Source organism: Lentimicrobiaceae bacterium, assembly GCA_023227965.1.
GTDB lineage: Bacteria > Bacteroidota > Bacteroidia > Bacteroidales > JALOCA01 > JALOCA01.
Map to the genome: position 1 here is coordinate 64,864 of JALOCA010000005.1, position 19,105 is coordinate 83,968.

Annotated in this window: 17 protein-coding genes; 3 read left to right on the plus strand and 14 right to left on the minus strand. The window is 39.9% G+C overall.

Annotation, left to right across the window (positions count from 1 at the left end):
• Positions 1 to 43 precede the first annotated feature (43 nt).
• The 8 genes from M0R21_02970 to ung all read right to left on the minus strand — a co-directional run bounded on the left by M0R21_02970 (position 44) and on the right by ung (position 10,198).
• Positions 44 to 1,141: a glycosyltransferase family 4 protein gene (locus M0R21_02970; GenBank protein MCK9616776.1), complete on the minus strand. Its 1,098-nt coding sequence runs from the start codon at positions 1,139 to 1,141 to the stop codon at positions 44 to 46.
• On the minus strand, positions 1,138 to 1,908 hold the full coding sequence (locus M0R21_02975) for a glycosyltransferase family 2 protein (protein ID MCK9616777.1): 771 nt from the start codon (positions 1,906 to 1,908) through the stop codon (positions 1,138 to 1,140). The genes M0R21_02970 and M0R21_02975 overlap by 4 nt, the downstream gene beginning before the upstream one ends.
• A gap of 128 nt (positions 1,909 to 2,036) precedes the next feature.
• The gene (locus M0R21_02980; protein ID MCK9616778.1) at positions 2,037 to 2,474 is read right to left on the minus strand and encodes a hypothetical protein; all 438 of its coding nucleotides are present in this window, start codon (positions 2,472 to 2,474) and stop codon (positions 2,037 to 2,039) included.
• A gap of 299 nt (positions 2,475 to 2,773) precedes the next feature.
• Positions 2,774 to 3,214, minus strand: coding sequence for an IS200/IS605 family transposase (gene tnpA / locus M0R21_02985; protein ID MCK9616779.1), 441 nt, complete (start codon positions 3,212 to 3,214; stop codon positions 2,774 to 2,776).
• Between the two features lie 108 nt (positions 3,215 to 3,322).
• The gene (gene secDF, locus M0R21_02990; protein MCK9616780.1) at positions 3,323 to 6,520 is read right to left on the minus strand and encodes a protein translocase subunit SecDF; all 3,198 of its coding nucleotides are present in this window, start codon (positions 6,518 to 6,520) and stop codon (positions 3,323 to 3,325) included.
• 202 nt (positions 6,521 to 6,722) lie between these two features.
• A complete protein-coding gene (locus M0R21_02995) occupies positions 6,723 to 8,009 on the minus strand; it encodes a hypothetical protein (GenBank protein MCK9616781.1) in 1,287 nt (428 codons plus the stop codon).
• Positions 8,010 to 8,027: 18 nt separating this feature from the next.
• Positions 8,028 to 9,254, minus strand: a complete 1,227-nt coding sequence (locus M0R21_03000) for an outer membrane protein transport protein (protein MCK9616782.1) — start codon at positions 9,252 to 9,254, stop codon at positions 8,028 to 8,030.
• Between the two features lie 266 nt (positions 9,255 to 9,520).
• On the minus strand, positions 9,521 to 10,198 hold the full coding sequence (gene ung, locus M0R21_03005; GenBank protein ID MCK9616783.1) for a uracil-DNA glycosylase: 678 nt from the start codon (positions 10,196 to 10,198) through the stop codon (positions 9,521 to 9,523).
• A 276-nt stretch (positions 10,199 to 10,474) separates the two neighbouring features.
• Between ung and M0R21_03010 the strand changes: the two genes are divergently transcribed.
• Entirely contained in the window at positions 10,475 to 11,245 is a 771-nt protein-coding gene (locus tag M0R21_03010) for a hypothetical protein (GenBank protein MCK9616784.1), read from the plus strand.
• Positions 11,246 to 11,802: 557 nt separating this feature from the next.
• Here M0R21_03010 and M0R21_03015 read toward each other — a convergent pair.
• Positions 11,803 to 12,849 (minus strand): EFR1 family ferrodoxin, encoded by a 1,047-nt coding sequence (locus tag M0R21_03015; GenBank protein ID MCK9616785.1) that lies wholly within the window; start codon positions 12,847 to 12,849, stop codon positions 11,803 to 11,805.
• Positions 12,850 to 13,250: 401 nt separating this feature from the next.
• On the opposite strand from M0R21_03015, the gene M0R21_03020 reads away from it, so the two are divergent.
• Positions 13,251 to 13,616: a helix-turn-helix domain-containing protein gene (locus tag M0R21_03020; GenBank protein ID MCK9616786.1), complete on the plus strand. Its 366-nt coding sequence runs from the start codon at positions 13,251 to 13,253 to the stop codon at positions 13,614 to 13,616.
• Between the two features lie 245 nt (positions 13,617 to 13,861).
• Positions 13,862 to 14,797: a metallophosphoesterase gene (locus tag M0R21_03025; protein ID MCK9616787.1), complete on the plus strand. Its 936-nt coding sequence runs from the start codon at positions 13,862 to 13,864 to the stop codon at positions 14,795 to 14,797.
• Positions 14,798 to 14,847: 50 nt separating this feature from the next.
• Here M0R21_03025 and M0R21_03030 read toward each other — a convergent pair whose 3' ends face one another.
• The 5 genes from M0R21_03030 to M0R21_03050 all read right to left on the minus strand — a co-directional run bounded on the left by M0R21_03030 (position 14,848) and on the right by M0R21_03050 (position 19,029).
• Positions 14,848 to 16,182: an MATE family efflux transporter gene (locus tag M0R21_03030; GenBank protein MCK9616788.1), complete on the minus strand. Its 1,335-nt coding sequence runs from the start codon at positions 16,180 to 16,182 to the stop codon at positions 14,848 to 14,850.
• On the minus strand, positions 16,182 to 16,388 hold the full coding sequence (gene thiS, locus M0R21_03035) for a sulfur carrier protein ThiS (protein ID MCK9616789.1): 207 nt from the start codon (positions 16,386 to 16,388) through the stop codon (positions 16,182 to 16,184). The genes M0R21_03030 and thiS overlap by 1 nt, the downstream gene beginning before the upstream one ends.
• Positions 16,389 to 16,418: 30 nt before the next feature.
• Positions 16,419 to 16,991: a sulfur carrier protein ThiS adenylyltransferase ThiF gene (thiF, locus tag M0R21_03040; protein MCK9616790.1), complete on the minus strand. Its 573-nt coding sequence runs from the start codon at positions 16,989 to 16,991 to the stop codon at positions 16,419 to 16,421.
• A 98-nt stretch (positions 16,992 to 17,089) separates the two neighbouring features.
• The gene (locus M0R21_03045; protein ID MCK9616791.1) at positions 17,090 to 17,884 is read right to left on the minus strand and encodes a nitrilase family protein; all 795 of its coding nucleotides are present in this window, start codon (positions 17,882 to 17,884) and stop codon (positions 17,090 to 17,092) included.
• Entirely contained in the window at positions 17,872 to 19,029 is a 1,158-nt protein-coding gene (locus tag M0R21_03050) for a methionine aminotransferase (protein MCK9616792.1), read from the minus strand. Before M0R21_03050 ends, M0R21_03045 begins: the two co-directional genes overlap by 13 nt.
• Between the last annotated feature and the right edge of the window lie 76 nt (positions 19,030 to 19,105).

Below are 19,105 nucleotides of genomic sequence, written 5' to 3' on the forward strand. Positions count from 1 at the left end.
ACTGTTTTACAAAAATAAGCATTTGTGTTTATTTTTTTATAGATTATTGATGCTTTATTACCTCCTTGTAAATTTGGAGTGTTTTTTTTGCCATTTCGCTTGTGGAAAAATCCTGTAAAAGCAAAAATGCATTTTCAATCAGATTTTCCTTTAATTGTGGCTCGTTGAGTAACGTTAAAACAGCGCTGGCAAGTTTTTCAGGAGCTTTTACGGGTGCCAGCAATCCGGTAACTCTATCGCGGACAATTTCGGGAATTCCTCCGGCTGCCGTTGCTACCACCGGAACCCGGCAGGCAAATGCATCCAGCAAAGTGGTTCCCAATCCCTCTGTTTCCGATGTAATTAAAAATACATCCAATTCGGGCAGTATTTCGGGAATATTGGATAAAAATCCGGTAAGTATGATGCGGTTTTCCAAACCTTTTTTACAAATATAATTACGAATATTTTCCTTTTCCGGTCCGTCGCCGATGATAAAAAACCGGAAATCAGGATTAATTTGCGAAAGGAGCTCTGCCGTATCCACAAAAGTGTAATAGTCCTTATGTGGGGCAATTGCTGAGACATTACCGATGAGCAAATTTTTTTCAGTAAGTTGGTATTGTTTCCGTAAAATACCATGGCTATTGGCTTTGGCAAAACGTTGCAGGTCAATGCCTGAATAAATGGTTACCAACTTTTTTTTGTTCCGGATGTCCTTTCCAGTGATTTCCCTGATCTTGTCCGACACGCAAAGTATTCTCTTTACTCCAGGATGGTTATATTTAACCTGTGAAAAAACATTTTTCCCGATGGGAAAATCCACCCTGCGGTGAACCACCAACGGAGCCTTGTTCAAAAAAAAGAAAGCCGAAATGACAGCTGCAGTATGGGCATGGCTGTCGTGGGTATGCAGAATAGCTCCGGCATATTTCCGGCAGAGGCAGGTAAGCCGGTAAGCAAGCCAGAGCTTGAAAAAGATGCGGCAGCGAAAAGTCGAAACCGTAATCCCTTTTTCCCGGCAGAATTTTTCCAGCGGAGAATTCAGCGGACAAACCACTACCTGTGGAATACCTAAAACGGCAAATTCTGTGGCAAGATATGCCACCTGCTGCTCACCGCCACGCCAGGTGTCTGGGGTAGAAACATGGATAATGGTCATAGCCTGCTGCTTTTTGTTCCTTTTTGCAAAGAAAAAAGCTTTACATATTTCAAAAAAACAGCAAAAGACGATACACGGGCAATGAGGTAGCCATAGTAGCCGTCGCGAAAACCTTGTTTTACTATATAAATCTTTATAAACCTTGCCAAAGGCTTAAACAGAATTTTACAAATACTGCTTTTAATGCCTTTCTCGTGCATTGCTTTGGCTGCAACAGTAGAAAATTTCTGTACCTGTTGCAGGTGATCGTCAAAAGTATAATAGGAATAATGCAGTAGGTTACCATTAAGGTGAAAAATAGCAGCATCTTTTCTCATTTCAAACCGGTCGTGCGGATTGATACCTGTCCATTTGCCCTTCCGGCTGTCCCATAGCCTGAGTTTGGTATCGGGATACCAGCCACAGTGATATATCCATTTGCCACAATAATTAGTCAGCCGGTACATGGTATAGCCATCGGCTTTCCAGTTGCTTTTTATGTTTTTGATGGATTGTATCAGTTCAGGGCTAAGGGCTTCATCAGCATCCAGCGAAAGAATGTGTGGATATTTAGCCTGTGTATTGGCAAAATTCTTTTGTTCGATATATCCTAAAAAATCTTGTTCCACAAAGCGAATCGCTTTTGCAATACATATTTCCTTTGTTTTATCGGTGGAAAAAGAATCTACTACTACAATGTCGTCGGCTATTTCTTTAACCGAATCAATACATCTGCCGATGTTTTTTTCTTCGTTCAGGGTGATGATGACAACAGAAAGCGGAACCATAAAAAATAAATAATTTCCAAAAATAAGAAGAAATCGGCGAAAAACAATAGATGCTGCTCTTGCTGTATTTAACAAAAAAAACCGCTGTATAGATCAACAGCGGTTTTCCATGGTTTTGGTTGGTTAAATTATTTCAATCCGAAGAAAGAAAGTACATTGGCAGTATTTTTTTCATCCAATTGCAGCACATATCGCTCATCTTCAAAAATATAAAAATCGGTTACCGCTTGCCCGGAAGGTAAAAAACTGTCGTATTTGTAAATTGAAAACCCGTTTCTTACGGCAAGTAATTCCATCCAAACAGTTTTACCTGTGGGCTTGTTGTCCTGCATTTCGGGCATTTTCATGTAAACGTTTCCGTTTTTGCAGTATCCATAAATGTCATCATTGTTGATACTCCTGCGTTCACCATCAGAGGTTACTATGCGGGTGTTGTACATACCCATGTTGAGTTTTGTAGCATACACTATGCCTTTAGAAGTAAGGACATAACTGAATTTGGGTACGCCTGCAAAAGTAGCAAAGCTTACCACAGCGAGAATGGCAAAAAGCATTAATTTTTTCATGGTTTAATCCTCCATTGTTTTTTGGTTTATTTTCATGTTTGGTTGGCTTTATTATGTCATCAATCGTGCCATAAATTATATTTATCTGTTTTACATATACTTAATATATATTTTGCTTATCAACATCCGTATATTTTGCTTATTATGAACAAGTGGTGAACGGAAGTGAACAATCTACCCCAAATAATTTTTATCCACTGGTACATTGCAAACCTTGGAGAATAAAAAAAGCCGCCTGGAAACAGGCGGCTTTTTTAATGAATGACCCCGGGGCAAGCCCCGAGGTATCTTAAAAAAGATCACCAAAAACTAAGCTGTTGAGTATGCAATTGATTGTATTTTTTGCCCTGATTCTCAACATACTTCTTTATAACTTCCGTGTTGCCATATTGACCAACCGTATTCGCATAGTATCCACTTGTCCAGAAACTGCCACCCCACAATGCTTTCTTAACTTCTGGAAATCTGTGAAAAATCTCTCGGGCAGTGATGCTTTTTATGATCCTTATAATCTGTTCTACAGACATCGTCGGTACCCCCTGAACCAAAAAATGAATGTGGTCTTCATCTGTGCCAATCTCAACAAACTCAATTTCAAAACGATCACCAATCTCCAGGCTGATCTCTTTAATCGCCTCACCGATCGGCCCACTTATCACCTTCCGTCTATATTTCACCGGAAAAACCAAATGATACAAAAGAAGTGTTTTGTTATGCCGTTTGTAGATATGTTCATCCATTCAGCAAATTTATGCTTTTCAAGCGTATCGAAAACCTTAGGCTTTCAAACTACCCTCTTTTACCCCGGGGCAAGCCCCGAGGAATTCTTTTGATTAAAGCTAAATAGTTTACTTTTTGCTTTGCAGTGCTTTGTTTTCCTTTACTTTACTTCTCCACATAATGAGATCATAAGCAATTGGCGTAGCGTTAAATACCGAGGAATAAGTTCCGATTACAACTCCCAGCATAAGGGCAAAAGCAAATCCACGGATAACTTCCCCTCCGAAAATGAACATGGCAAGTAATACCATAAAGGTAATACCCGAAGTATTCAGGGTACGGCTAAGGGTATGATTGATGGCATCGTTCATATTCGTATGCAAATCGCGTTTAGGATACATATTGGTATATTCACGGATACGATCGAAAATAATTACTGTATCCATGATAGAGTAACCAATAATCGTAAGGATGGCTGCGATAAAATGTTGGTCAATGTCGAGTGTAAAAGGAAGTATTCCGTAAAAAAGGGAGAATACACTCACAACAATAAATGCATCGTGGAATAATGAAACCACACCTCCAAGTCCCCATTGCCATTTGCGGAAACGGATAGCCACGTATCCGAAAATAATCAACAAAGAGAAGAATACCGCATAGTATGCTTTAACCAGCAAACTGTATGCAATGGTAGGCTCTACTTTTTGCGAGCTGAGTTTACCAAGTACTTTCTTTTCTGAATGCGACATAAAATCCTCGCGGCTGATAGAAGAAGTATAAAAAGGTTTTAACCCTTCAAATAGTTTGGTTTCGACTATGGAGTCAGCCTGTATAGATTGGTTATCTATAAGATAAGATGTAGTAATTTTTACCTGGTCGCTGAGACCGAAAGTTTTTACTTCGGGAGTTGTTCCGAACTTTTTTGTAAGAGCATCACGAACATCATCTGTCCGCACATTTTTATCAAAACGTACCACATAGCTGCGTCCACCGAGAAAATCAATACCGTAACTTAAGCCACGGAAAGAAAGAGATATGACACCGATAACCATTAATGAGAAAGATACGATATAAAATATTTTGCGTAACCCGATAAAGTCAAAATTTACTTTGGTAAGTATATTTTTGGTTATGTTGTTCCATACATCAATTTTGATGTTTTTATCCATCATCCAAACAAAAATGAGTTTTGTGATATAGATAGCACAGAACAATGAACTGAGAGTACCGATGATAAGCGTGGTGGCAAAACCTTGAATAGGTCCGGAACCAAATATGTACAACACAATACCTGTTAACAAAGTAGTAATATTACTGTCAATGATTGCCGTAAGTGCATGTTTGTACCCGTCGTCGATAGCAAGACGTATGCCCTTTCCTGCCCTGATTTCTTCCCTGATACGTTCATAAATAATTACGTTCTTATCAACGTCCATACCGATGGTAAGAACTATACCAGCAATACCGGGAAGAGTAAGTACCGCACCCAGTGAAGCCAGGATACCAAATACAAAAAACATATTGGTAAAAAGTGCGACATTGGCAACCATACCGGCACGGTTATAATAAAATATCATATACAACAGAGTAAGGGCAAATGCCGCAACAAACGACCAAACACCTGCGTTGATGGCTTCTTTACCCAGTGTAGGACCAACTACGGCTTCTTCCACAATTTTAGCAGGAGCCGGTAGTTTACCTGCTTTCAGTATATTTGCAAGGTCCTTTCCTTCTTCTACTGTAAAAGTTCCTGAAATAGAAGAGCGTCCGTTAGGAATTTCATCGTTAACCTTGGGATAGGAATACACGAAGTTATCCAGAACTATCGCAACCTGTTTCCCTATGTTTTCACCAGTGATACGTTTCCATGTACGAGCCCCGTCGTTATTCATGCTCATACTAACTTCTACGCGTCCGTTCTGGTCATAATCCTGGCGGGCATCTGTAATTACGTCTCCGCCTAACGGAGCAATTCCTTCACGGGTAGTAATTTTTAAGGCAACCAGTTCGAGGACTTCAGGACGTTCGGGGTTAGGTTTTACTGTCCATGCCAGTTTCAAATCCCTAGGAAATACATTTTTCACTACTTTAATCAAATGATTGATATGTGCAGTGTCTTTAATTTGGGCATATCCAACAGCAGCACCTTCACCCGGGAAAAACTGACCTTTGTTGTCTTGATAAAAGGCAGGAGTCAGATAGGCAAACAGGGGGTTATCTTTGGCATATTGCGCAAAAGATTTTTTCCCTTTTGCTGTAGCAGATGTATCTGCCTTTCCTGAGTCAATTTTCGATAAAAGAGAAGGTTTTCCCTTAACGGTATCTTTTGCCGTTTGGGGTTGTTTTTTCTTGTCAGAAGGCCGGGTTGTTTTAGAAATTTCTTTCGTAACGTTAGCAGTTTTTGCTGTCGTATCGTTTACTAATGTATCTTTTTTGGCGGTAGAATCGGCAGTGTACGTAAGAGTGCCGTCGCTGTTTACCATTGATTTGAGCTTTTTGTTAGCTTCTTCGAAAAAAGGAGCCAGCTCTGTAAATTTATAGGTTTCCCAGAATTCAAGTTTTGCAGTTCCCTGCATAAGTTTACGTACACGTTGCGGATCTTTTATACCGGGTAATTCTACCAGGATACGACCTGCAGTCTGTAACTTCTGGATATTGGGCTGGGTAACCCCAAAACGGTCAATACGGGTACGCAGGATATTAAAGGTACGGTCAATAGCACCATTAGATTCATCACGTATCACTTTTAATACTTCAACGTTGGTCGAATTATAATTGATCCTGTCTCTGAATTCGGGGGAAGTGAAAATGGCGGCTAACTTAGCGTTGGGGTCAACCTCAGCAAAAGCTTCACCAAAAAGAGTAACAAAGTCTTTTGTACTGTTTTTTTCACGTTCGGAAGCAAGGTTCAGGGCTTTCTGGAATGTAGGATTGGTACTGTTGCCAGACAATGCTCTGATAATGTCAATTACGGAAACTTCGAGTGTAATGTTCATCCCGCCTTTCAGGTCGAGCCCCAGGTTAATTTCTCTTTCTTTACATTCCTGATAGGTGTATTTTCTTACCAGAATATTGTAAATCACCTGACTTTTCATTGAATCCAAATAGTAATTCTCACGGGCAAGAGAAACTGAGTCGAAGAGCAGCATTTCTTTTATTGCATCTCCTTTGGCTAATTTTTTGGCAATTGTCTTGCTGGTTTCACTAATGGCATAATTCCGGGCTTTCTTTTCTACATTAGTAGTAAGAAATGTAAATGAAAGTTGGAAAAGACATACAAGGGCAAAAGAAATTGCAAATACTTTAATCGCACCTTTACTTCGCATTTTTTATTGTTTTTATTAAGTTTATTTTCTTTTCATTTTTGAGTCTGCAAATATAGAATATCCTTTATAAATTAACAATTTATCGGAAAAACTTTTTACTTATCTGCCTTACAATAAGTCATTATCAGCCATTTAAAAAAGGAATACAAAAAACCGCCAAAGAATAATTCCCGGCGGTTGCAGTATTTTTATTTTGCTGGTATTATGGGAAAATTACACCAGGAAAATTTGTAACATTGACTTTTGGAATATTTGCATTATATTTTAGATTGATGGCTTCAATGAAAAAATTGGCTGTACAGGCGGCTCCCCGGGGATTGAAATGGATTCCGTCAAGAGAAAAAAATCCTCCGGTAATGAATTTTGAGGTAAAGGTTACCCCATCAAGCACCATACCATTTGCAATATTCTTTATATAAGCATTCATATCAACATAGGCAAGACCAAACTGCCCGGCAAGGGTAGTCAGAGTTTGGTTATACGCCGTAATAGCAGAAGTAATTTCTGAAATTTCCGTAGCGTCGAGCACGTATTTTATAGGAATAGGTTTTTGGCTGCCCCAGCCGGCACATTTTATAGAATCCTGAGGAAGAGTTAGCAGCAAAAGTTCTCCCGCTTGTATTTGCCGTAACCCCGCGGGTGCAGCCGGATCCTGGATAATAAACCCGTTTTCCCCAAGTTGAAAACTGATGCCTAAAACAGCATAGGCAGCATTTAAAGCATCAACCTTTGCTTGCTCCTTCAGTACTAATCCATTGTAAGGAATGGTAGTAAAAAATGGAAACCCGGTGATGTCAGGGACATTGGCAATAACACCCTTGGCTCCGTTAGCAGTAAGCTGCTGAAGAATATATCCTATATATTGTCCGAAAGCTACGGGATTGGTAATGCTGTCGGCTTCTCCCCCTGCCAAAGCATAGCTAAGCACATCATAGTCGCCTAATCCTAACGAAAAGAAAGTAGGATTTTGCACAATAGCATCGCGCAGTACAGTGGTTGAAGAGGCATCTGTTGCAAAACGGCCAAAATAAGGATTCCGCAATCCATACCCTTCTACCAACAAATGAAATGATTTGGCACCCGGAACGCCCATATTATTAAAAGGACCCTGGCTTTTTATGCTTTCAAAATTCTGTACATTGGGAGTACCTCCGGCGGGTAATGGGCTAAGGGAAGTGGCTTCCAGGCAATCGGTAAAATAACCTAGCACTTTTTTAGAACCAAATCCGAGATCATCAAGCATAAGAGGCTGGTTAAAAGTTCCACTTCCTACTTTTTGTAACTGAGAAGCCAGGATGTTGGGGTAGGAATACTGTTGTGCGGTTTTGTACAATTCTCCATCGGCAAAGCCTGCAGTAAACGAACTGCCAATGGCAACATAGCGGGTAAAATCGGCATCACCTTTCGAGGGAGCAAAATCATCAATTTCGGGTTTGCAGGCTGCAAAAAATGCAAAAAGCAAAATGTATAATAAAGTTTTGTACTTCATAACATCAGATATTTAAGGTTAAAGATTATAATGGATACCTATACCAGGAATGATATTGGTAACCTTGTAAGTTCCTGTGAAATTTCCGGGTTCATACGAACGTTCTTCTTCCAATCCGTTCAACTGCAGGTACGACACATCAATACCCAGGTTTTTCATGGGGCAATAAGTCATTCCCAACGAAAAAGCAATAGTATTCAGGCTGGTGGTTTCAGGATTGAAATAGTCCTTATTAGTAGGAGTTGCGTCATAATACACTCCGGCACGCAATTGTATTTTGTCGCAAAGACGGTATTGCAAACCCAGGCGGGGAATGAAACTGTCGTGGTATTTACGGGGGTTGCTCGAATTTAGCTTTTCACCACTTTCTTTAAATTTAAAACTCAGTGAATCATAAACATTCCACACTACCCAGTTCAATTCAAGGGCTACAAGTAATTTTTCGGTAGCCTGGTACGATACTCCCACGTCGAAGTTTGCAGGCATAGGAAGGTCGGCATCAAATTTATTATCTTCGGGTATCCCTTGTTGATGAATGGCTTCGGGCGTGGTAAAAGTAGCATCTCCGTCGCGAAGTTTCATCGTAATTTTCGAACGATAATCCAAACCTATATTTAGTTTATCGGTAGCTTTGTAAAAAATGCCTGCATTAAAACCATAATTGGCTGTTTTTCCTTTCAACTCAAGCTGGCCTGTTACATCTTGGCTATTATAAGGCAATGCTTTGTGAATGGTAACATCGCCGGTGGCATAAATTAGTCCCAGTCCGATACCCAGTTTTTCGTTTAACTGATACGATACTGTAGGTTGAAAATAGAAGGCTTTGAGTGAAATATCCTGAATAAGATATCTGCCTTCCCAATCTTCATCCCATTTGGCTGTGCTTCCGTAAGGTGTGTATAATCCAAAGCCCACGGTAAATTTTTTGCTTACTTTATGGCTAACATACAAGTACAAAGGAGTGCGAAGCGGATTATCGGTTCTTGCTTCATAATCGGAACCTTTTGCATGAAATGTTACATTCGAAAAAATTCCACTGGCACCCAGCGAAATGCTGCTTTTGTTTTTCAGCAATGCCAAGCCACCCGGGTTGTAGAAAATGTTGCTTGCATCCATAAGCAACGACGTGCCGGTTAATCCCATACCGGTCTGCCTTTGTCCCTGTATCCTAACCTGGTATCCTCCGGCAACAGCCTGAAAACAAGTAAAAGCAACAAGACAAACAGCGATGCAGATTTTTCTCATATTCGCATTTTTTAAGTTAAAAATTAGATATTATTAATTATCGCAAATATAATATAATAGTTTCCATACAAAATCAATTTTTTAAAATGTTTTTTAATGAAAACCGACTTCGTTTAGAAAATTACGGGAGAATAATATCAACTAAAAAATATAATTATTTATATATCAATTATATTATTAAAGATAAGGAACTTCATATGATAAGGCAAAACTGTTAAAAAAAATTTATAAAAAACCATTAACATGTATATAGTTTCTATGTATGGCTACAATCTCCAATCAATGGGTTTTTGGTGCAATTCCGTTAAAATTTCGTTGGTCTTTGAAAAATGCCTGCAACCGAAGAACCCTTTGGCTGCTGCCAGCGGAGAAGGATGTGCTGCCTTTAAAACATAGTGATTTTCAGTATTGATAAGTGCTTGTTTTGCCTGTGCATAAGCACCCCACAACAGAAAAATTATTCCTTTTTTATGTTCGGACAATGCACGGATAGCAGCATCGGTAAACATCTCCCAACCTCTTCCCTGGTGCGAAGCAGGCTGGTTTGCCCTTACCGTTAAAATAGCATTGAGAAGAAAAACTCCTTCTTCCGCCCATTTCAGCAAATTACCGCTTCTGGCAGGCGGAATTCCCAGGTCGCTTTCGAGTTCCTTAAAAATATTGATTAGTGAAGGAGGCTTGGGAACCCCGTGGTTTACCGAAAAACACATTCCATGTGCCTGCCCGATGCCATGATAAGGGTCCTGCCCCAAAATTACCACCTTCACCTTATCAAAAGGAGTATGGTTGAAGGCTGCAAATATTTGCGATCCGGGAGGATACACCGCATAAGTTTTCTTTTCGTTCACCAAAAAATCCTTAAGCATACTGAAATAAGGAGCTTCAAATTCAGGCATTAATACTTTCATCCAGCCTTCTTCAATTTGGGGTGTGCTATTACTCATTTTTTATGCATTGTTTTAAAACAGAAAATAATATATTTGCAACTTTAAAGTTATTAGGTGTAGATACCCATCACTCCGGTAGTATTAATAAAATATCTTTTGGTAAAAGTATGAAAAAAGTAGTTGTAGTATTAAGTTTATTGATTTTTTTGGCAGTAGTGGCTGTTTCGTGTAAAACCCGTGAAAAATGCCCTGCTTACCGCGAATACTCAAAATTTCAAAGCGAAAAAAGGTAAAAATCTTGCTTGCCTGACCTAAAAAACAAAAACACCCGGCATGAAACGAACGGGTAATATATTGGGGTTTCTCTTTTTTTTTGTGCTTTGCCCCCCTGCATTTGCACAATCGGCTATTGCATTCGACAGTATTAGTGATAATGTAATCTTTCGCAAAGAATGGTCTGGTGGGGTTACATTCCATTCCGGAGGCTGGGGAGTTACATTCCACAAGGGGCAGTATCTCGATGTGGAAAGAAAACGTATGTGGGAAGCCGATCTCGTGGGCATGAAAACCGGTAAGGAAGTAAAATCGGTAATTCCTTATTTTTCCGATGCCAGACCCTTTGTGTATGGTAAGTTAAATTATTTATACATTCTACGTGCAGGTTACAGTTTCCATAACCTGCTGAACCGAAAACCTTACTGGGGAGGGGTAGAACTACGGTATTTTTATTCTGCCGGTATATCGGTGGGTATTACCCGTCCGGTATATCTTTATATTTGGTATGTGGATGATACAATAGGCAATTATTTCACAATTAAAGTAAAATCGGAAAAATACAACCCCAACAAGCACGATTTGGGAAACATTTACGGAAGGGGACCTTATGGCGACGGTTTCGACCAACTGGAATTCCATCCTGGTATTTATCTTAAAGCAGGTTTAAACTTCGATTTCGGTACATTTAACCGTTTTGTAAAATGCCTCGAAGTGGGAGGTATCCTCGATTATTACCCACAAGCCATTCAATTAATGGCTTTTAACCCCTCTAAAAACCTGTTTCCTTCCATCTATTTAAGCTTTAGCCTTGGTAAACGAGGCAATTAGGTAACAAGCAAACTTATTCCCCTTACATTTTTATTTTTTATTCTTTTCACTTGGATTTGGGTTTAGCATTCGGGGAAGCATGTTTTTACCTTATTCTGGATAGCGAAAATTTTTCTATCCCGCCGGGAAAAAGAAAATAGAAGTGAGTTGGGTAATATTAGTAACCCATAAGAAATCGCTAAAAATCACAAAGGGGAAAAATCCTTTGTACTCCTTATGCCCTTAGTGGTTTATAAAAAAGGTTCTGATAAGGCTATTATAGGCTCTGGTACATATTTTTATAACCCTTCTCAATCCTTTGCGCATCTGCGTCATCCGTGTTCTATTCCAAAAGATTGTGCGGATTGTGCGGATTGTGCGGATTGATAAGATTGAATACCATTCATAACTTATTGCTCCAAGCTCCGAACTCACAACTGTTTTACCACCTTACACGTACCTATCGTTTCACCATTCCTTACCAAGCGTACCAAGTACATCCCTGGCAAAATGTAACATGCTGAAGAATTATAGAAATGGTTTGCAACCTTACGCTGAACTCAGGTTAGTAATAATACTCAACTATTTTTCATCCCTTTGTATCTTCTCCAGAACTTATACCGGGTAAAAGAGGTATATTTCATCACTTCGCAAAAGCCGGGAAGCCGCATCAGATAATGAAGCAGGCGATAGCTCAGTACCACCACGGCAAAAGTGATTGCCATTTCCAGGATGTTCGAAAACAATCGTGCGGTAAAGCTATTGCCGGGGATAATGTTGATAGAAGATAGCAGTTTCCAGAAATACCAGATCACCATGGCATTGGTAAAACATAAAATCCCGATGATGAAACCATGTGCGGTTTCGATGGCACGTTTGGGGCATTCGTTCATGCACCGCATACAACTTTCGCACCGGTAAGTCCAAAACGGACGCTTATCCACGGTAATAATGGCTTTAACCGGGCAGTTCCGGATGCAAACATTACAATTGTCGCACGAGGTGTTGGCATAAAAGGATTTTGCAAAAATAAAGCGTCCGATAAAAAAGTAGCCTATGCTTACCGGGGCAATAATCATATCCTGGATAATATCGTAGAAAGCATGCATATCCTTTTTATTGCTGAAGATGTTTCCGGCAAATTTTTCGGAGATGCGTTTACACCTTTCGTGTATGGACCGGACAACCTTTTCGCGTAAGCCTGGATGCAGCGAAATCCAATTCGACGGCAGGTCAATAGAGCGTAAACCGACAATTTTATATCCTTTCATCCATAAAACCATCGCGGCAAGCCACAGGGTAATGCCACTAAGTCCGGGAAGGAAATACCTGGATAATTTCATTCCGGCACGGGTGTTTACCAGGAATACGGTGTTGCCGTTGGCTTTCGGGAAACGAAAGATGAAATACATAACCACTGGCGGATAGTTAAATCCATGGGTAGGTCCGCAAAATCCAAGCATCGCATTTTGGGGTGGAGAAGGAATGTTCTTACGGTCAATCTTAGCCAGGTCAAACGCCGATACCGGTATTTGTTTTTCCGTGGCAACTTCGGTCAGCCAGCGTGTAACATTACGGGCATTGCCTGTTCCGGAGAAATAATAAATCAGCATCTGGTTAATCATAACATCTGGTTTTGTTTTACAAAAATCTAAATTTTTTGTGGATTTCTGCTAAACAGAAACAGGATTTTGTAGGAATAACTATGCCATGAATATCATTAAAGGGCAAAATATCCTAACACAAACAAAGTTATATGAACTTTTTACAGTAACAGTACATAGTTTATAATCTAACTATTTTAGTAAAGATATTAACTATTTTAGCAGATAATAATACTATAGTAATAAATAATAAATTTCTTTTTATAAAGAGTCTAACTATTTTAGAAACAAATATGAAATATTTCGATTATAATTTTTCTATTATAGAATATTTAAATCGTCTTATTTATTATTTATATATTATAGTAGCAAATAGTAATCATATTATTTATATCTTTGTGCTATCATTAATCTTAATCGCCATGCAAATATTAATCGGAACCATCATCAGGGAATACTGCGACAATAACAAGATAACTGTAAAAAAACTGGCTGCATTGGTAGGCGTTACCCCTGATGCCCTTTACAAGATGATACGGAGTAATCAGATTTCCATCAATCTGCTTCAGCGTATTTCCGCAGCACTTAATTTCAATTTTTTTTCGTATTATGGTGCAACCACCGAATCCGAATCCAATAAACAGGAATTGGAAGCACTGCGCAGTGCTTTTGCGTCGCAAAAACAGGAAATGGACCAAATGAAAATTCGGATGCAGTTGCTTGAGCAGGAAAACACCTATCTAAAACAAATCAACCGGCTACTGGAAGGGAAATCAATTACGAATTAAAAATTACGAATTACGAAGATCAATTACGAATTACGAAGATCAATTACGAATTACGGAAATCAATTACGAATTACGAATTACGGGATTTTCTCTTTACCAAATTAAATCCGCCGCACCCGCCTCATCCGTGTTCCAATGACAATTACGAATTAAAAATTACGAATTACGAAAAACCTTTCAGTGTGCGAAGCACCTGGAAGAGTTTAACAATTTAACAATTTCCGTATCTTTACAAAAAATATCCTTTGGCAGCTTCGCACGATATGCAAAACCAGTACCGCCTGGTATGGACGGTTACCCGCTCGGTACTCGAAACGCAGCATTTTAAGCAGCAGCGCGGAAAAGGTCAACGAAAAAGCCGTTGGCAACTCTTTGAACGACTACTGGCAATTTTTTCTTTTCTGCTTTTCCTGGTTGGCTTACGCAAAAGGGGCTTTTTGCATGCCTCCCACATCCAGTTGAACGAAGTAACCCTTACTTATCCCGACCTCCCTACTGAATTTCATGATTACCGTATCCTTCATCTTACCGACCTCCATCTCGATTCGCTTCCTGGTCTGGAAAAGCTTATTGCCAACGCCATCAAAAAAATAAAGTGCGATGCCTGTGTGCTTACCGGCGACTATCGTCTGAAAACGCATGGAGCATATCGTCAGATATTAAGTCCGATGCAGTATATCGTTTCTGCTGCGAAAGTCAGAGACGGGATTTTTGCCACCCTTGGTAACCACGATACCTGGATGATGGTAGAACCTATGGAAGCCATGGGGATTAGAATACTTGCCAATGAAAGTCATTTTATAGAACGTAACGGGCAGAAGATAACCTTTACCGGTTCCGACGACCCACATTATTATTATACCGATCAGGCTTTTCAATGTTTGGAATCTGCAGGAGATGGTTTTAAAATAGCTTTGGTACATTCTCCCGAATTGTTCGATCTTGCCGCCGAAAACGGTTACAAACTATATCTTTGCGGGCACACCCACGGCGGACAGATTTGTCTTCCGGGAGGCAAACCTCTTATCCGACACCTTTACAATGGCAAAAAGTATTACAAAGGTTTGTGGCAATACAAACAGATGAAAGGTTACACCAGCGAAGGTTGTGGTACTTCAGGTATTCCTATTCGTTTTAATTCCCATAGCGAAGTTACCCTTTTCACCCTAAAACGACAATGAAAAATTAAACCGTAATTCGTAATTCGTAATTTTTAATTCGTAATTCAAAGTCATACCACCTTGAGCCGCCATTTCCCTGTCCTTAGATACAGCACCGAGAGGCTGCCGAGGATAATAAAATAGATGTATTCGCAGCACCACACAATTTCGATAGGGAAACGGTAAACTACTGCCAGTAGGTATACTGCAAAAAGGTAAACCCCTATAGTAAAAAGCTCAATCAGCATGGCAATATTTGTGTTGGCAGTACCCGACACCCCGCTGAAAATTATAAGGGAAACAGAAAACAATACCATTGCACCCAGTATTACATACAACGTAGGTAATGTACTGTTAATAAGTGATTGGTCCGAAGTATAAATGCCGATAATCTGGTGTGGAAAAAGAGCCGAAACCACTATTATAGCCAGTGTTGAAAGCAAACTTAGCCTGATAACCTTTCTAATGACAGGAATAACCTTGTCGGGTTTTCCTTCTCCAAGCGAATTACTCACCAGCGTATTCACTGCCGAACTAAACCCCCATAAAGGAATCATCAATACAAGATAAATACTCCTGATAATATTCGAAATGGCAAGATTATGTTCGCCCATGTGTTCCACTATCATAAAAAACACGAACCATCCTGCTAATGAAACAAAATTCTGAAGCATCACAAATACTGAGATGTTCAGTGTCTTTTTTATCACCGGTATTTCGATTTTCCGGAAACGAAAAAGATTATATTTTTTCAGGTCAACCGTAAGAAAAGTGAGAACGATAAAAAATACTGCCGAACTGGCTTCTGCTATCACCGAGGCTATGGCTGCTCCAGCTATGCCCATTTTAGGGAAACCCCAGTTGCCGAAAATAAGACACCATCCCAGGATTACATTTACAACTGCCATCATCACAGCACTGAATGTAAGCAACTTTGTTTTGGTAATACCAATATAAAATGCCCTGAATATAACATTGATAAAGGCGAAAAACAGTCCATAGATTCGGTAACGCAAAAACTCATGAGTAGCCACATATACCCCACTTGAGGCAATGAACTTCTTCAGAATGACAGGGGATAGAAATTTTATGAAAAGAAATAAAAACAAAGCCAGTGCAAGAAGGAAGAATAAGCTGTTATCGAAAATTTTGCCAGTTTCGTACAGTTTTTGTTCTCCGTTGCGGCGTGCTATGAGGATTTGCCCGCCAACAGCGAAGCCAAATCCCAACATGTAAAGGGAGATATAAAATAGCCCACCAATGGCAGAAGCCCCTAATTCCACCTCACCCACCCTGCCAAGGAAGGCAGTGTCAGTAACGTTAATCACATTCTGGGCAACCAGACTCAGAATGATAGGGTAAGAAATATTCCAGATGTCGCGGTACGAAGGAATCTTCCGTTCCATCACCCTCCGCTTATCAGGTGCAAAACCATCACATCATCACCTTCGGCAATGGTTGTAGTTGTATAGTCTTCTTTTTTTATCAGCTTCCCGTTGATTTTAATTACCAGCATTTTAAAAGAAAACTTCTTTAAGTTCAGCAACTTGTCCACAGTAAGTGTTTCTATGCCGGTGAAAGTTTCTGAGTTATTGTTAAGAATGATATTCATGGTTTTAAAAAAAATAATTTTATTAAAAAATTATCCAAGAAGCAGTTCCATCACCTGGTTTGCTTCCATGTTTGCAACAATGCCTACACGCGGACCCAATGGCGGAAGGTATTCCGAAACTTCCGTTTCCATATCACCGCAAATGTACAAATTATCAAATCTCCGGGTGGTAAGCAGGTTATTCTTTCCCCAGCCGGCAAGTCCCATGCCCGAAACGATGGGTTTTCCAGGCATTTCGCCAAGAACGGTTTCTATAATCATCTGTTTCATCGCAGCCTGATCGAAAGCTTCCACCACCACATCACAGTTTTTGAAAAGTGATACAATAGAATCCGGCTCCAGTTTGATGTCGTAAGCTTCTACTTTTACTTTCGGATCAATGCATGCAATATTTTCTCTGAGAGCAAAAGCCTTTTTCTGTCCAATCTGGCTAAAAAAGAAATACTGGCGGTTAAGGTTGCTTTCTGCTATCACATCAAAATCAGCTATGATAAGTTTGCCTATACCAACTCTTGCCAATGCAATGGCACAGTTGGAACCCAGCCCACCGCAGCCCGCAATGCCAACGGTTTTTTTCTTCAGTATTTCCCGGTAATTGTTCATGATCAAAGTTTCAAGTTTCTCATTTAAAATTTCAAGTTTCTGGCTCACCCTGCTCCAAACTCACCACTCCAAGCTTATAAAAACGAACTTCTTAAATCTCACTTCTTAAATTCAAAACCGTCCCAATCCAGTCCCACGGTAAATTCGTTGCGAAATTCCTGCATTTTGCTGTAGTTAAGCGTAACGGTTTCTATGCTTTCCACCGCAGGGGGTAATTTGATTACAGGCTTCCCTTTAAAATTGAGTACAATGGAATTACCCTGATAGGCAACTCCTTTTACATCTGTTCCTATTCTGTTTATCCCGGCAACATAACACTGATTTTCGATGGCGCGTGCCATCAGAAGATGTTTCCAAGCAAAATTGCGTCTGCCGGGCCAGTTGGCAACGTAAATGATTAAATCGTATTCGTATTGTCCTTCGGAATAAGAATTTTTAGCCCAAACAGGGAAACGAAGATCGTAACAAATGAGCGGGCGGATTTTCCAGCCATTGATTTCGGTAACGAGGCGTTTATTCCCATTTGAAAAACGCAGGTGTTCGTTTCCCATGCGGAAAAGATGCCGTTTGTCGTAGGTTTCGTACGAGCCATCAGGGCGCATCCACACCAAACGGTTATAAAAATTCCCGTTTTCGCGGATGATGAGGCTTCCGGTAGTTACACAATTTTTTTCTAAAGCAGTATTTTTCAGCCATTGCATGGCTGTTCCATCCATTGTTTCGGCTACGTTTTCCGGTTCAATGGTAAAACCGGTACTAAACATTTCGGGAAGAACGATCAGATCGGTTGGAACTTTTATCCTGCTGATTTTTTCCGAAAAATTGTCGAGGTTCTGCTGGGTATTTTCCCAAAACAGGTCGCTCTGAACGATGCTGATGGTTAGATTTTGCATAATATTTCTGCTGATTTTTCCAATGTTTCGTCTGTTTTGGCAAAACAGAACCTTAACAGTTTGTTTTCATTTCCTTTATGATAGAAAGCCGAAACCGGCACCGAACCTAATCCGTATTCTTTGGTAAGCCTTACGGCAAAATCAAATTCCTTTTCTTCCGAAATGCGGCTGTAGTCGAGCAGTTGGAAATAGGTGCCATAACAGGGAACCACTTTAAACCTGCTTTCTTGAATCAGTTTTGCAAAAAGATCTCTTTTTTGTTGGTAAAACGAAGAAAGGCTTTCATAGTTGTCTTTATCGCGGATAAATTCGGCATAGGCATGCTGGACGGGCGTGTTTACACAAAATACCACAAACTGGTGAACCTTGCGGAATTCAGACATCAGGTTTTCAGGGGCAAGTACAAAACCGACTTTCCATCCGGTGGTGTGGAAGGTTTTACCAAAGGAACCCACTATCAGACTTCGTTGCGCCAGTTCCGGATACAAACACACACTTTCGTGGCGTATGCCGTCAAAAATAAGATGTTCATACACTTCATCACTTAAAATGATGATATCGGTATTTTGAGTAATTTTTTCCAATTCTTTCATGTCTTCCGGCTTCCAAATACTTCCTGATGGATTGTGAGGGGTGTTCAGAATAATCATCCGGGTACGGTTAGAAATCATTTTCTTGATTTCTTTCCAATCAATATGGAAATCAGGTTGCCTTAACTCAACATATTTTACAATTCCGCCGTTGAGAATTACCGAAGGTGCATAGCTGTCGTAAGCCGGTTCAAAAATTAGTGCTTCGTCGTCCGGATGGATAAATGCAGCAATGATACTGGAAATTGCCTGAGTTCCTCCTGCAGTGATATTTATCTCTTTTACAGAGTCGTATTCTACATTGCAGGTGCTTTTCACTTTTTCGGCTATTCCTTCCCGCAAAGACAAAACTCCCTGCATGGGGGCATATTGGTTCATGCCTTTACGCATGTATTTTTCTACAAGAGAAATTAACTTTTCGGAAATAGGAAAATCCGGAAAACCCTGCGAAAGATTAATAGCATTACATTCGTTTGCCAATCCTGACATTACGGCAAATATTGAAGTAGATAAACCGGGTTGTTTGGAAGCAAATGATCCTGGAAATTTCTCCATACATTTTTATATTTTTCGGAACAAAAGTACAGATTTTACACAAAACCATTTTTATTATCGCCATGTATGGAATACA